A 14,100-nucleotide genomic window follows, 5' to 3' on the forward strand; every position below is an offset into this window, starting at 1 on the left:
ACCCTTCACCCACGTCTGTCCTGAAAAATCCCTGACTTAGCCTGAGCTCAGATCACGATGTTCGTCCTCTCCCACAAGGGGAGAGCTCATCACCCCCTCACCCCTTGACAGGGGTTTCCGGCACCGGGGTCACCACCTTGCCGCTGGTCACCCACCCCAGCACATTCTCCGCCACCAGATCGGCCATGGCATTGCGCGTCGGCACGGACGCCGATGCCACATGCGGCAGCAACGTCACATTCGGCAGAGAGAGGAAGCCCTCCGGCACCTTCGGCTCCTCGTAGAACACGTCGAGACCAGCAGCCCCCAGCGTGCCGTCCTGAAGTGCCGTCAGCAGCGCGTCTTCGTCCACGCTGGAACCGCGACCCACATTGATGAACACTCCGTTCGAACCGAGTGCGGCGAGGATGTCGGCATTGATGGCCTTGTGCGTTGCTGGCGTGCCGGGCACGATGCAGATGAGGATATCGACAGCCTCGGCCATCTCCTTCAGCGAGCCGTAATAGGTGTAGGAAAGCTCGTCGCGCTTGCTGCGGGTGTGATAGCCGATCTCAAGCTTGAACGGCTCCAGCCGCTTGGCGATTTCCTGGCCGATGCGGCCCATGCCGAACAGGCCGACCTTGCGGCCGCGCAGCGAAAACGGTGAAAGCGCAAACGGCCCTTCGGCCACCCATTTGCCATCACGGAGATGCTTTTCCGCCTGATAGAGGCGCCGGACGGTGCTGATCAGCAGGGCAATCGTCGTATCGGCCACCTCGTCGTTCAAAACGTCGGGCGTATTGGTGACGATGATGCCGCGAGAGGCGGCATGCTTCACGTCCACCCCATCATAGCCGACGCCGAAATTGGCGATTACCTTCAGATTGGGCAGCCCGTCCATCCATTTGGCATTAAAGCCACCGGCAACCGCAACGGCCGTCACGCGCTGCGCATCCACAGCAGAAAGGGTCGGCTCTGGTCCCGCCGGTGCCTTGATGACCTCCACCTTGCCCTCGAAGCGCTCGAGAACGCGAGGATGGATTTTTCCCGGAACGAGAACCACGGCTTTGCTGTCTGACATGCTTTTATATCCTCCTACGATGCATGAGGCCAAGCTAGCCGATAGGCTCACAAAGCGGAACCCAAAAAGCTACGTGCGCGGAACGCAGGGACTGGTGGACTGACGAATGCGCATTTCCGGCTTGATGAGGTGGATACCGTCAGGCTCATGGCTGCCCGCCAGCCGGTCCAGCAGCGCACGCGCCGCCAACCGCCCGACTTCCGCCTGACCGTTGGAAACGGTCGTCAGCGCCGGTGTCGCAATCGCTGCCTCTTCCAGATCGTCATAGCCGGTCACGGAAATATCCTTGCCCGGCACGAAGCCGGCGCGGGAGACACCGTTCATCAGGCCGATGGCAACAAGGTCGTTCCAGCACACCGCAGCGGTCGGCTTTTGGGGCAGCGACAGAAAGTTCACCGCAGCCTCGAACCCACCCTGCTTGGAGCGTGCACCGGGAATGCGCAGGTTGGGGTCAACCTCGATGCCAGCCTTGCGCAGCGCATTGACATAGCCCTGATAGCGGTCACGACCGGTCGATGTCTGGTCGGTGCCGCCCACCATCGCAATGGTGCGGTGGCCAAGGCTGATCAGATGGTTGGTGGCCAGCGAGATGCCATAGCTGTCATCGCCCCTAAACGTCGGCATATCCACCCCATCCATAGAGCGCGCCACCAGAATGGCGGGCATGCCGTTTTCCTCAGCCAGCGTCATGTCTTCCAGCGGCGTGCCGATGGCAGGCGACATGATGATGCCGTCACTGCCCAGCTGCAGCAGCGTTTCGATAAAGGTGCGCTGCTTCTCGACGGAATCGTAATGGTTGGACAGGATGAAGGTCTGGCGACTGCGGTCCAGCTCGCTTTCGATCGCTTTGAGAATCTCCCCGTAGAACGGGTTCATCACATCGTGGAACACCACACCGATAATGCCGGAGCGTGAGGTGCGCAGGCTGGCAGCGCGGCGGTTGTAGATGTAACCCAGCGCCCTCGCCTGAATCTTGATCTTTTCGCGCGTATCGGCCGCCACCAGCGGACTGTCGCGCAATGCCAGCGAGATGGTCGCGGTTGATAGCCCAAGGCTTTCGGCAATGGTCGATAGTTTGATTTTTTGCGCCACAGGTCCCTCCCACAGTCACGCAAGCCGCCTCCGCAGCCTTTAAATTGTGACTAAACAATTTAAACAAAGCGCGCAACGATTTTAAGAGGTTAAAGGCGATGGCAGAATGAAATTCAAAATTTTAATCGATTGATTCAAAGGATTGCAAATTGGCGTCGATGGTCCGCAGCAGCTTGACCACTGTTTTCACCTCCTTGGCGGACAATCCATCCACGGCGCGGGAGTTACAGTCGGCCAGAGACGTGTTGATGTGTTCGACGCTTTTCAGACCCGCCTCCGTCAGCTTTACCATCGTCAACCGCCCATCACCGTCGCCTGCGCTGCGCTCGACAAAACCTTGTGCTTCCATCCGGCCGATCGTGCGTGTCATGGTCGGTGCCTTGACGCCAAGCTTCTGGGCAATCTGGCCCGGCGTCATGCTGCCTTCCTGCGCCAGCGCGAGGATCACCCCGTCCTGCCCTGCATAAAGACCGCTGGCGGAAAGGTTGTGGCTCAGCGCCGTGCGCATGGAGCGTGCGGCCTGCGTGATGGACTGGGCCAGTTCTTCCGGGTTGAACGGGACGTCCTTCTTTTTGCCGGACTTGGCTTTCTTCTCGGACTTGTTCTTTTTGGCCAGCTTATCCTTGCTCATCAGCAAATGCCTTTCCTGAAGTCCCGGACGACGATATGTTCTTGGTAACACTTAACGAATGCACGCGCAGATCGCCAGATGTCAGACACATATACGCATATTCACGACAATAACGTAACAGCCGCATCTTCAGCGCAAAACGAGATTGTCAGCGTCCTTCCTCTAGGGGCGCACGAACAGCACGGACCCCACCTGCCGTTCGAGACCGATACGCTGATCGCTCAAGGGGTGGTGGAGCGATTGAAGCAAGCGCTTGCTTCTTCCTCCCCCATCCATTTCCTGCCCACCGAACCTGTCGGATACTCCATCGAACATATGGATGTCCCCGGGACGAAAACGCTGGCCTTCGATGAAGCCGTCCAACGCTGGCTCAAGATCGCTGAAGCGCAGCACCGCAAGGGCGTCCGCAAATTCGTCATGCTGAACGCCCATGGCGGCAATTCTGCGCTGATGACCATCGTTGCCACCGAAGCGCGGGTGCGGTTCGGCATGCTGGCGGTTGCCACCAGCTGGACCCGTTTCGGCATGCCGCACAGCGTTATTTCTCCGGAGGAAAAAGCCATCGACATTCACGGTGGCGACATCGAAACCTCCGTCATGCTGGCTTTACATCCGGAGCTGGTGCGGATGGAGAAGGCGGAAAATTTTTCGTCGAACCAATCGCAATTTGTCCGGCGCTTCACACACCTGCGCGCCTATGGCCCCCATGCTTTCGGCTGGCGCATGTCGGACCTCAACCCGCAGGGCGTGGCAGGCAATGCAGCCGCCGCAACGGCTGAAAAGGGTGGGGCGATCATCGCCCATGCGGTGGCGGGCCTGCTGGAGCTTCTAGAAGACGTCTGCGCCTTCGACATGAATTTGCTTGAAAGCTCGGATCAAAAATCTTCGGCAGATTCTCTTTGAACTCATTCCGCCACACGCCTATATGAACGGCAACGCATTCAAAGCCGCGTCGCGGCCCATTCTCTTCAGAGGTTTCTCATGACCGAAGCAGCACCAACCATCAAGCCTATTCCCGTTACCGTGTTGACGGGCTACCTGGGCGCGGGCAAAACCACGCTTCTCAATCGCATCCTGTCGGAAACTCACGGCAAGAAATACGCCGTCATCGTCAATGAATTCGGCGAAATCGGCATCGATAACGATCTCATCGTCGAATCGGACGAAGAAATCTACGAGATGAACAATGGCTGCGTCTGCTGTACCGTCCGCGGCGATCTCATCCGCGTGGTGGAAGGCCTGATGCGCCGTCCGGGCCGCTTTGACGGCATCATCGTCGAAACCACCGGCCTTGCCGATCCTGTCCCCGTCGCACAGACCTTCTTCATGGACGACGATGTGCGCGCCAAGACAGAGCTCGACGCCGTCATTGCGCTGGTGGATGCCAAGCACCTGCCGTTGCGCCTGAAAGACAGCCGCGAAGCCGAAGACCAGATCGCCTTTGCCGATGTCGTTGTCATCAACAAGACGGACCTCGTCACGCCGCAGGAATTGGCCGTGATTGAGGACGTCGTGCGCGCCATCAACCCGTCGGCTCGCATTCACAAGACCAGCCGCTCCGGCGTCGATCTCGCCCACGTGCTCAACCAGGGCGCGTTCAACCTGGAGCGCGCGCTGGAAAACGACCCGCACTTCCTCGCGCAGGACCATGACGACCACGTCTGTGGTCCCGATTGCGACCACGATCACAGTCATGATCATGGGCATGACCATGGGCATGATCACCATCATCACGATCATGACCATAGCCACGGGCATGATCACGACCACCATGACCACGGACACCACCACGCCCCCTCGCCTATCCATGATGTGACGGTTCAGTCCGTGTCCTTGCGCGGTGGCGAGATGAATGCCGACCGCTTCTTCCCGTGGATTCAGAAGGTCACGCAGACAGATGGCCCCAAAATCCTGCGCCTCAAGGGCATCATAGCCTTCAAGGACGATGCCGAACGCTATGTCGTTCAGGGCGTGCACATGATCATCGAAGGTGATCACCAGCGACCATGGAAAGACGGCGAGAAGCGCGAAAGCCGCCTCGTCTTCATCGGCCGCGATCTGGACCGCGAAAAGCTCGAAAACAGCTTCAACGCATGCGTTGCCGCTGCCTGATTGAGTTGCACTGCGGTGAGTGGGACGGAACCGGCACGACCCTCTCCGTCGTCATCCTCGGGCTTGTCCCGAGGATCAACCACCTCACCAAAATCGAGCCTTAGAAGATGCTCGGGACAGGCCCGAGCATGACGACGGAAAGGGATTCGCCATCAAGGTGCTCTTTCCACTACCGAGTAAAAACAAATCACGGAAAGACCCGATACCCATGCCCACCGTTGCTCCTCTTGACCTTGAAGGCCACGTCGTCGCGACGCATTTTCTGGGCGAAGTACCACTTTTTGCCACCGCGTCCGGCAATATTCACCGGCTGGATGGTGGCGAAAAGGTCGTTGAAGCGCATCAGGGCCTGCTCACCTGTATCCGCGATCCCCACAGCGCAACACTTTTGACCGGCGGCGAAGATGGCAAGGTGCTGCGCATCGGCCATGATGGCTCCGTCACCGAGCTTGCGCATGTGCCGCGCAAATGGATCAGCGTCGTCGCAGGCGGCCCCCAAAACGCCATCGCCTATGGCGTCGGCAAGTCGAGCTTCGTGCGTCTGGGTGACAGCACGGTCAAGGAATTCAAGGAAGAACGTACGGTCGAGGCCATCGCCTTCGCACCGAAAGGTCTGCGCATCGCCGCCGCTCGCTACAATGGTGTCACGCTCCATTGGGTGGCAAGCGCTGGCGACCCGATCGATCTCGACTGGAAGGGTGCCCATACCGGCGTCACCTTCTCGGCAGATGGCAAATTCCTCGTCACCACCATGCAGGAAAACGCCCTGCACGGCTGGAAGATGGAAGCGACCAAGGGCGGCATGGAAACGCGCCACATGCGCATGACGGGCTATCCCGCCAAGGTCAAATCCATCTCCTGGTCGCACAAGGGCAAGTGGCTGGCTTCATCCGGCGCGCCGGCCGCCATCGTCTGGCCCTTCTCCGGCAAGGATGGCCCGATGGGCAAGGCTCCGCTGGAGCTTGGCACGCGCGCCAACATCATGGTAACCCATGTCGCGTTCCATCCGCTGGACGAAGTGCTGGCCATTGGTTTTGCCGATGGCATGATCCTGGGCGTTCGCATCGCCGACCAGAAGGAAGCGCTGCTGCGCCGCCCCGGCAAGGGTGCCATCACCTCCATGGACTGGAGCAACAACGGCAACCTGCTGGCATTTGCATCCGAAGCCGGCGATTGCGGCATCGTGGATATCACAGCGTAAACGCCCCATCGTCATTTCGTTGAAACAGCGATCGTTCGCAGGCTACGAGGTACAGCTACCCCTATTGCGATTTCGGAGACCGTCGATGGATACCAAAAGGCCGAAATTATGCGTTGAGCTTTTCGTGGCGGACATTGCCCGGTCGAAAAGCTTTTACACGAGCGTGCTTGATTTCACCGCGGGCCTAGAGGGTTACGGCGGCTACACACCTCTTTCGAAGGGCGATATTCGTTTATCTCTGAACAGGAATGACTCTCTTCCAGAGGATCATCCAACGAAAGTGGTGACTGGTGAACGCGCCGGTCGGGGGATTGAAATCGTTATTGAGGTCGATGACCTGCAATCGCTATACGACCGGGTAAAGGCGAGCGGATGGCCAATTTCCGGTGATCTGGCCACCCATCCATGGGGTGTCACCGATTTTCGGGTCGTTGATCCGGACGGATATTACCTGCGATTGTCGAACACGGCGTAGAGGGCGATGTGATCACCTCATCCTATCGGCATGGCGTCCTTAAAAAAGGGGAGCTTTTCAACTCCCCGCCCGCCACAGGTTCACCCGATAATGGCCCGTTTCTACGCCATGCATTGGCGATCAGACGCTAAGAGGCTGCCCTCGTGGCGATGCTTCTTCGCGTTGTAATCACGGTCTTTGTCGTTGCAGACACCAAGATCGACGCTGGGCGGTGCGGTCACGGCCCTTGAGACCAGCCTCGTGAAAGCTCATGGCAAGCAAACGAGGCCTCCCTGGAAAAATCGCACACGGAATGGATGTCTAGGATGGCGATGCCGCCTGTCGCGGCAGTGCCGTTTCGTCGCGCTTCAGCGGCAGTTTCTGACACCAAAAGTCACCCAAAGTTTAAAGGCGACAGGTCATTTTTACTCAAATTCAGAAGAAAGATATAATTTAGAAAAAACTACATTAAAACAATGATTTAGATATTTCACCATCTTAATGAAAAATAAATATCTGATGGTGAAATATGACCCCGCAAAGCTTGTGGTGAACTGTTTATCAGCCGCCTCGTTATGCCAGCATACATACCAGTGCTCTGGAGCACGACAGGCTGCCGTATGACAGCGTGGCTCGAAATCATTCAATGCCGCCGATTTTCGGCAGACGATACATAAAATTCATTCTCCCAAGCCATGCGCTCCGTCTCTGGATCTTTCACAATGAAACTGTCTATTTCCGCACTCGTCACCGCAACCGGCGTCGCTTTGGCCACCGGCGTCATCCTCACTCTTTTGACCGGCGGATATGCGCTGGACAAGCTGAAGGTCAACGGCCCGATCTATCAGGAAATCGTCGATAGCAAGGATCTGATCGCAGACATCCTGCCGCCGCCGCTCTATTTGATCGAGACCTATGCCGTAACAAACGAGGCCGCGCTTCACCAGGACCGGATGGCAAAGAATGTCGATCGGATCAAGGTACTGAAAGGTCAGTATCAGGAGCGACGCGAATACTGGAAGACAACCACGCTCCCGGACACCTTGAAACAGAAGCTGCAAAACGATGTGCTCATCAAGGGCGACGCCTTCTGGGCTCTTCTGGAAACCGACACCCTTCCAGCACTTGCATCGGCAGACGCAGCCAGGATCACCACCTCACTGAACGACCTCAGCACGGCGTTCCACACGCATGAGGATGCGGTCAATCAACTGGTGGACATGGGCACCGTCTATGGCAAGGCGAAGGAGACCGAGGCTGCCGCACAAACCGCCTTCCTGCAAGATACCAACTACATCCTGGGCGGCCTGCTCATCATCCTGTCCATCGCAACCACCATCTTCCTTCGCCGCCGCGCCATCGCCCCGATCACGCAGATCACCCGGACGATGACCCACATGGCCCAGGGCCACCTCGAAGAAGCACCGCCGCACCTCAATCGTCATGACGAAATCGGCGCCATGGCGCGCGCGCTGGCAATCTTCCGGGATGCGGGTCTGGCCAAGCGCCAGCTTGAAAGCGAAGCCGAGCAATCGCGCCTGGCAGCCAACGAAGAGCGTGAAAACCGCGAAAAGGAACGTCTGGCGGAAGCGGATGCGCTTCGCTTTGCCATCGAAGAACTGGGAAGCGGCCTGAACAACCTGTCCAATTGCGACCTGAGCAAGACGCTTGATCGCCGTTTCGACGCCAAATTCGAAACCCTGCGCCAGGATTTCAACGCCTCTGTCCTCAATCTCCAGTCAACGCTCGGACAAATCCTGGCCGAGGCCGATCATCTGCGCGGTCAGGGACACCAGATGAATGGCGCCGCCAGCGATCTTGCGCGCCGCACCGAACAGCAGGCCGCAGCTCTGGAGGAGACGGCCGCTGCCCTCGAAGAGGTGGCCTCCACAGTCAAGACATCGACAGCGCGCGTCAACGAGACACGCGATCTGGTCAAGGAAGCACGCCGCTCCGCAACCCAGTCCTCAAGCGTCGTCAACGAGGCGATCTCGGCCATGCAGCGCATCGAAAGCGCATCGGGCGAAATCAAGTCCATCATCAGCGTCATCGACGAAATCGCCTTCCAGACAAATCTTCTGGCGCTGAATGCCGGTGTCGAGGCCGCACGCGCCGGCGAGGCTGGCAAGGGCTTTGCAGTCGTGGCACAGGAAGTGCGCGAGCTTGCGCAGCGCTCGGCCAAGGCATCGAAGGAAATCCGCGATCTCATCGGCAAATCCGGAGAGCAGGTGGAAAGCGGCGTCAGACTTGTTCAGTCCACCGGCAATGCGCTGACCGATATCGAGGATTTCGTTTCGCGCATCGACACCAACATCGACAGCGTCGCAACCGCCGCCCGCGAGCAGTCCACAGGCCTCCAGGAAATCTCAAGCAGCGTCAACTCGCTCGACCAGATGACCCAGCAGAATGCCGCGATGGTGGAAGAAACCAACGCCGTCAGCCAAACGATTGCGGAAGCCACCACCTCGCTGTCGGCCATGGTCGGACAGTTCAGGCTGCAGCCGGTCGACACCACGCGCCGCGCTGCCTGATGCCACTTTCGCAGACAACAGGGGATGCTCCGAACCCAATCCCCTGTTGTCTTTACCACCCGCCTACCGTAAGTCTTTTTCGTCATTTTATGAGGAAAAGAATGCGCGATCTCAGCCAGTTCAAGGGATGTCCGGCCCCGCAACCCGTCACGCTCGAAGGTCGTCTCGTCACGGCCGCGCCGTTTGAGCGGGCACAGCATCTCGACAAGCTGTGGAACGCGCTGGGTGGTCTTGGCATCAACGACCTGTTGAAATATTTCCCGCAGGACGGCTTTTTGAACTCGCAGGCCTTTGGCGACTGGATCGAAGGCGCGCAGACCGCGTTCGGCTGGGTCACCCTCGTCTTCATCGAAAATGCCACGGGCGATGTCGTCGGCATGGCAAGCTATATGCGCCCCGATCCCAAGAACGGCGTGGTGGAAGTCGGCTCTGTCGCGCACGGCGCGGCGATGAAGCGCACCGCCCTTGCAACCGAAGCGCATTACCTCATGGCACGCCATGTGTTCGATGACCTCGGTTATCGCCGATACGAATGGAAGTGCCACAACGAAAACGAAGCCTCAAAAGCCACCGCCAAACGCTACGGCTTCCTGTTCGAAGGCGTCTTTCGCCAGCACATGGTGTCCAAGGGTGCCAATCGCGATACCGCATGGTTCTCGATGATCGACGGCGAGTGGCCGGTGCTAAGACAAGCCTTCGAAACATGGCTCGCGCCGGACAATTTTGGCCCCGAAGGCCTCCAGAAACAGAAGCTCGAAGACATTCGCGCAGGCCTGTCCACATGACCGGCAAAAGCATATCGGCTGCCATTGCCGCCATCGCGATCGTTCTGGGCTTCGGCCTGCTGTTCTACCTCATGCCGACCATCACGCTCTGGCTAGCCGACCGCTACTCAGTCTGGGTCGCCGCCATCTTCGACACAGTGGCCGTGCTGGCCTTCTTCCTGATCTTCTGGCTACGGGCGCGGTATCAAAGGCGTAACCGCTAACTAAAGCGACGATATCGGAAACGCATATCCGGTAAATAGGCCGCAGAAAGTACCCGAAACCAGCTCGCTGACAACTGACGCTCTGACATGTCGATCCGCCGCGTTCAATGAAATATAGGTATCTGCTGCAACCAGGAACGCAAATGGCAGGAGAAGGAAAACGAGGGCCGCGGAGCCAAATATAAAGGTAGAGGCATAAACGGTTATGATGAGGGCCAGCACGGCCCCTCGTTTGACACGGCTGCGCGCCAACCCGAATCTTCGTTGAGGGGGCTGGTCCATAATCGAAGCGCCGTCGCCATCGTCGGATGAAATCGGTGCCAGATAAAATTTGCGGATATATTTTTCGATGACCTTACCGACAAGAAAGCCAAGGCCAAGACACCCAACGACGATCAGCCACCGTTTGCCATAGGTGAAAACGGGCTGAAAGGTATCATCGAAAAAGGCGTACCCAAAAACAAACCCTAGCGCTTTGCTGGCAATCGCACCGAACCTTGCGACGTTTTGTTTCGCAACAAATGCCTTCCCCAATGCGCGCATCATCAAGAAAAAAATCCGAATAACAGAGCGAGGGAGAACCCCGAGAACGTCCAGCCAATCAACGATCCAACGTCGTATCTTGTGCTTGCGTTGAAGGCAGTGAAAACACTTTTGGCTAACCAGAGAAACAACAGGACAATGAAAGCTTGCACGGTCCATTCCCCTACGAGAAATAGCATCGCGACTAAAACTATCAGCACTATTGGCACAAATAGCCCATTCTCGATCCGTCGATATTCCTCGTCGGTGCGGTCTCTTTTCAAACGACGCTGGAGAGAAAAGCGGACTTTTTTGATAGCGGAACCGAATTTCGGAAAGATGGGCGCGTTGATCAATCTGGATAGGAGATGATCGCCGATCAGGCCCAAAACAAAGGCCGTCCACAAGCATACCGTCGTCAAAAGCCAGAATTTTGCATAGTCCGGTAAGGGAAGACTCTTACCGAAAATGGATAAACCCAAGACAATGCCAAGCGCGGTGCTGGCAATTGCGCCGAATTTGAAAGCATATTGTTTCACCGAGCCCTAGCTAACCACAGACACCTCGCCTCTTCACTCAGGCACAACCTAGAGCTTAACGGACAAGAGTGATAGCGTAAAACATGGGCTACGCCTGAAGCGAAGCGCCAAGCAAGGCCAGGCCCATCAGCAGCACGACGAGTGCGCCTGCAATCTCGATGCCGTTGGCGAGCCGCATGGCTCTGGTGCTGCCGGAACCGGCGTAGCGCACGGCGATATCCTTGGCCTTGACGGCAAGGCTTGCAAGAGCCGTGACGGTGATGGCGGTGCCGAGCGACATGGCGAGCACGGAGAGAATGCCGCCCAGCAGCAGGCCGTTCAGCACAGAGAAGCTCATGACGATGATGGCGCCGGAACAGGGGCGCAAGCCGACGGCGATGATGGCCGACCATGCCTCCTGCAAGCTGAAGTCGCGCGATTGCAAAAGCGACGGGTCCGGCGCATGGGCGTTCCCGCAGGTGGTGCAAATCTCGCCATTGCCGCTTGGGGCGTGATCGGCAAAGACCGGTTGGCCCTGAAACCGCAGGCCTGTTCCCATACCGGTTCTGACCGGTCCTGCTTTCTCCTCGACCGAGGAAAAGCGGCTGGAGTTGAGCGCCATTGCGGGTGCCGGAGCGGGCTGTTGAACGGCAACAACCGAAGCGGGCTCGCGACCTCTCAAGAAGCTGCGCAGCTTGCGAAACAACAGCCAAGCGCCAAACAGCGCGACCATGGCGAAGCTGGCGATTTCCATGGCCTGGGTGGCCTTGGTCATGGTGATGGAGGTACCGCGCAAGACCAGATAGGCGGCACCGACCAGCGCGATGGCGACGGCACCCTGCAGCAATGCCGAGATGAAGGAAATGAGGATACCGCGCCTGAGCTGGATTTCATTGGCGATCATGTAAGACGAGATGACCGCCTTGCCGTGGCCGGGGCCTGCCGCGTGGAAGACGCCATAGGCAAAGGAAAGCCCGATCAGCGATGTCAGCGCCCACGGGTCTTCCCGCATCGCTTTCAAAGCCCCTGTCAGCGCCCGGTAGAAGCTTTGCTGGTGCACGTTGATCCACTGGAAGAACGGACCAAGCGGCCCACCCACCGAGATCGATGGTTCGGCAGACCCGATCCCCAGCGGAGATTGGGCATGGGCCACGGTCATGGCAGCGGCCAACAGCCCGCATGCGATCACGAGGCTGGAATACTTCCTCAGCATGTCAGCTCCAGCCGGGTCGCAAAGAGTTTGGTCATATCCGTGCCCGTGGGATCGTTGAAGAAGGCATCCGTCAGATTGTTCTGGTTCTGGGCAATGATTTCATCGGGGTTAGGACGCACCACCGTGTGCTTGCACGCCGCCAGATGCGCGCCCTTGACCACGATATCGCTGTCCTTGGCAAAATCGATCGCCGTGTACATGGTCGGGTCCCACGCTCCGAATGATAGCTTGCCTTTGATCGGCATGGGCATCTTCGGCCTGACGGAAAAGAACATCAGGATCTGATTGTCCTTGTAATCGACATGAATGGCTTCGGGCTTGTCGACATCGACGCTCTTTCCGTTGACGGAAAGGAAGGTGTAGTAGGAAAACTCGGCCAGAGATTCGATCACCGTCTTGCCGATTTCCGCTAGCTCCTCCTTGTCGAGCTTCGCATCGCTGTTCTTGTCGTAGTCGAGCACGACGCTGGATGAAAACATTTCGTCGAAACGCCAGATGTTGCGCACTTCCTGCACGTTGCCGTCAGCACCCTCGATGACTTCGAGCCGCGCTTCGGCAAACACATGCGGATGGGCCGTGGCCGCAGCCGGGGCAAGACAGGCGGCCAGGCATGCAGCCAGTGGCAAAATCGCGTTTTTCATGAATGTCCGTCTGTCCGATGAAAGAATCTGTTGCCCGACCCTAGCGCAAATTGGGACCGAATTTCGACCCCTCGGTCAGGACCGTACCAAGGCTCACATGTTCTTTTTGAACCAGCCGGTCAGATAGTCCACGAAACTGCGTACTTTGGCGGGTAGATAACGGCGATGCGGGTAGACCGCGTAGATGCCACGGTCGCGCGAAATATAATCATCGAACAGGGTCACGAGCTCGCCCGAGAGTATATAGGGCTTGGCGATGAAATCCGGCACGATCGCCAGACCGAGGCCCGATCGGGCCGCACGCAGCGTCGCCTGCGGACTGTTGACTTCGATGGGGCCGGTAATTGCCACCGAATTCGTGCCGCCGCCGGGCTCGAAATAACGGATATGATTGTGGAAACGGGAGTTCGTATCCACGATGCACGGCACCTTGCCGAGATCCTGTGGCGAATTCAGCGGACCGTACTGCTCGACAAATGCGGGGGTGGCCACAGCATAGACTCGAAAATCGGCGAGCTTCTTGGCAATCATGCCGGAATCTTCGAGCTTGGTGATGCGGATCGCCATATCGAAGTTTTCCTCGATCAGATCGACAAATCGATCTTCGGCGACAATCTCCAGCGAAAGCTCCGGGTTTTCCTTGGCAAAATCGATCAGGCTCTGGCCAATATCGGCATCGATGAAGGTACGGGGCACCGAAAGCCGCAGCTTGCCTTTCAAGTCCGCATTGTTTTCGCGCACCAGGTCGGCGAGATTGTCGATCTCCTTTAGGATGTCGGCTGCGGTGCGATAATAGGTATGTCCCGCCTCGGTCATGGAAAACTGCCGTGTTGTACGGTTCAAAAGCAGCGCACCGAGATCATCTTCCAGCTCGCGGACATATTTGGACAACAGCGCCTTGGACCGCCCTGTCTTGCGGGCGGCGGCGGAAAATCCTTCCGCTTCGACAACATCGATAAAGGCCCGGATACGGGTGAGAGTGTCCATCAAAGACTCCAGCTTGTTCCATATAGTTGAACGATCGACCTTTAGCGTTCAAGAATAAAATGACCTGCCGAAAAAATCCGCAAGATGATGAAAATTTCCCTTGATTATGACTGCGAATATTCTTATCTCCCGGTTGCCCAAAGTCGCACG

General features: G+C 57.7%; 15 protein-coding genes. 7 read left to right on the plus strand and 8 right to left on the minus strand.

All coding sequences use genetic code 11. The annotated features are described in order from the left end of the window. Nucleotides 1-97 precede the first annotated feature (97 nt). From GGQ73_RS10285 to GGQ73_RS10295, 3 genes are all read right to left on the minus strand, one after another. Complete coding sequence (locus GGQ73_RS10285) at nucleotides 98-1,060, minus strand: 2-hydroxyacid dehydrogenase (RefSeq protein WP_183896010.1); 963 nt, start codon at nucleotides 1,058-1,060, stop codon at nucleotides 98-100. Nucleotides 1,061-1,129: 69 nt separating this feature from the next. Continuing rightward, entirely contained in the window at nucleotides 1,130-2,152 is a 1,023-nt protein-coding gene (locus GGQ73_RS10290; RefSeq protein ID WP_174153964.1) for a LacI family DNA-binding transcriptional regulator, read from the minus strand. A gap of 121 nt (nucleotides 2,153-2,273) precedes the next feature. Continuing rightward, nucleotides 2,274-2,783: a MarR family winged helix-turn-helix transcriptional regulator gene (locus GGQ73_RS10295; protein WP_183896012.1), complete on the minus strand. Its 510-nt coding sequence runs from the start codon at nucleotides 2,781-2,783 to the stop codon at nucleotides 2,274-2,276. Nucleotides 2,784-2,861: 78 nt separating this feature from the next. Here GGQ73_RS10295 and GGQ73_RS10300 point away from each other — a divergent pair, with 78 nt between their 5' ends. The 7 genes from GGQ73_RS10300 to GGQ73_RS10330 all read left to right on the plus strand — a co-directional run bounded on the left by GGQ73_RS10300 (nucleotide 2,862) and on the right by GGQ73_RS10330 (nucleotide 10,069). Next, nucleotides 2,862-3,686, plus strand: a complete 825-nt coding sequence (locus GGQ73_RS10300; RefSeq protein ID WP_183896014.1) for a creatininase family protein — start codon at nucleotides 2,862-2,864, stop codon at nucleotides 3,684-3,686. A gap of 78 nt (nucleotides 3,687-3,764) precedes the next feature. Then, the gene (locus tag GGQ73_RS10305; RefSeq protein ID WP_183896016.1) at nucleotides 3,765-4,895 is read left to right on the plus strand and encodes a CobW family GTP-binding protein; all 1,131 of its coding nucleotides are present in this window, start codon (nucleotides 3,765-3,767) and stop codon (nucleotides 4,893-4,895) included. Nucleotides 4,896-5,103: 208 nt separating this feature from the next. After that, nucleotides 5,104-6,096, plus strand: coding sequence for a WD40 repeat domain-containing protein (locus GGQ73_RS10310; protein WP_183896018.1), 993 nt, complete (start codon nucleotides 5,104-5,106; stop codon nucleotides 6,094-6,096). Nucleotides 6,097-6,220: 124 nt separating this feature from the next. Beyond that, complete coding sequence (locus GGQ73_RS10315) at nucleotides 6,221-6,571, plus strand: VOC family protein (protein ID WP_183896020.1); 351 nt, start codon at nucleotides 6,221-6,223, stop codon at nucleotides 6,569-6,571. A 701-nt stretch (nucleotides 6,572-7,272) separates the two neighbouring features. After that, on the plus strand, nucleotides 7,273-9,081 hold the full coding sequence (locus tag GGQ73_RS10320; protein WP_183896022.1) for a methyl-accepting chemotaxis protein: 1,809 nt from the start codon (nucleotides 7,273-7,275) through the stop codon (nucleotides 9,079-9,081). Nucleotides 9,082-9,182: 101 nt separating this feature from the next. Continuing rightward, complete coding sequence (locus GGQ73_RS10325; RefSeq protein WP_183896024.1) at nucleotides 9,183-9,866, plus strand: GNAT family N-acetyltransferase; 684 nt, start codon at nucleotides 9,183-9,185, stop codon at nucleotides 9,864-9,866. Continuing rightward, a complete protein-coding gene (locus GGQ73_RS10330; protein WP_183896026.1) occupies nucleotides 9,863-10,069 on the plus strand; it encodes a hypothetical protein in 207 nt (68 codons plus the stop codon). The genes GGQ73_RS10325 and GGQ73_RS10330 overlap by 4 nt, the downstream gene beginning before the upstream one ends. On the opposite strand, the gene GGQ73_RS10335 is transcribed toward GGQ73_RS10330, so the two are convergent. The 5 genes from GGQ73_RS10335 to GGQ73_RS10355 form a co-directional block, all read right to left on the minus strand. Further along, complete coding sequence (locus tag GGQ73_RS10335) at nucleotides 10,070-10,615, minus strand: hypothetical protein (protein ID WP_183896028.1); 546 nt, start codon at nucleotides 10,613-10,615, stop codon at nucleotides 10,070-10,072. It lies immediately after the preceding gene. After that, nucleotides 10,615-11,130 carry a hypothetical protein gene (locus GGQ73_RS10340; RefSeq protein WP_183896030.1) on the minus strand — a complete coding sequence of 172 codons (516 nt, stop codon included), beginning with the start codon at nucleotides 11,128-11,130 and terminating at the stop codon, nucleotides 10,615-10,617. Before GGQ73_RS10340 ends, GGQ73_RS10335 begins: the two co-directional genes overlap by 1 nt. Before the next feature lie 88 nt (nucleotides 11,131-11,218). After that, nucleotides 11,219-12,322: a nickel/cobalt transporter gene (locus GGQ73_RS10345; protein ID WP_183896031.1), complete on the minus strand. Its 1,104-nt coding sequence runs from the start codon at nucleotides 12,320-12,322 to the stop codon at nucleotides 11,219-11,221. Further along, nucleotides 12,316-12,963 (minus strand): DUF1007 family protein, encoded by a 648-nt coding sequence (locus tag GGQ73_RS10350; protein WP_183896033.1) that lies wholly within the window; start codon nucleotides 12,961-12,963, stop codon nucleotides 12,316-12,318. Before GGQ73_RS10350 ends, GGQ73_RS10345 begins: the two co-directional genes overlap by 7 nt. Nucleotides 12,964-13,056: 93 nt before the next feature. Next, nucleotides 13,057-13,950, minus strand: coding sequence for a LysR family transcriptional regulator (locus tag GGQ73_RS10355; protein WP_174153976.1), 894 nt, complete (start codon nucleotides 13,948-13,950; stop codon nucleotides 13,057-13,059). Nucleotides 13,951-14,100: the final 150 nt, after the last annotated feature.

The organism is Rhizobium skierniewicense, assembly GCF_014196515.1.
In the GTDB taxonomy this organism is placed as follows: Bacteria; Pseudomonadota; Alphaproteobacteria; order Rhizobiales; family Rhizobiaceae; genus Agrobacterium; species Agrobacterium skierniewicense.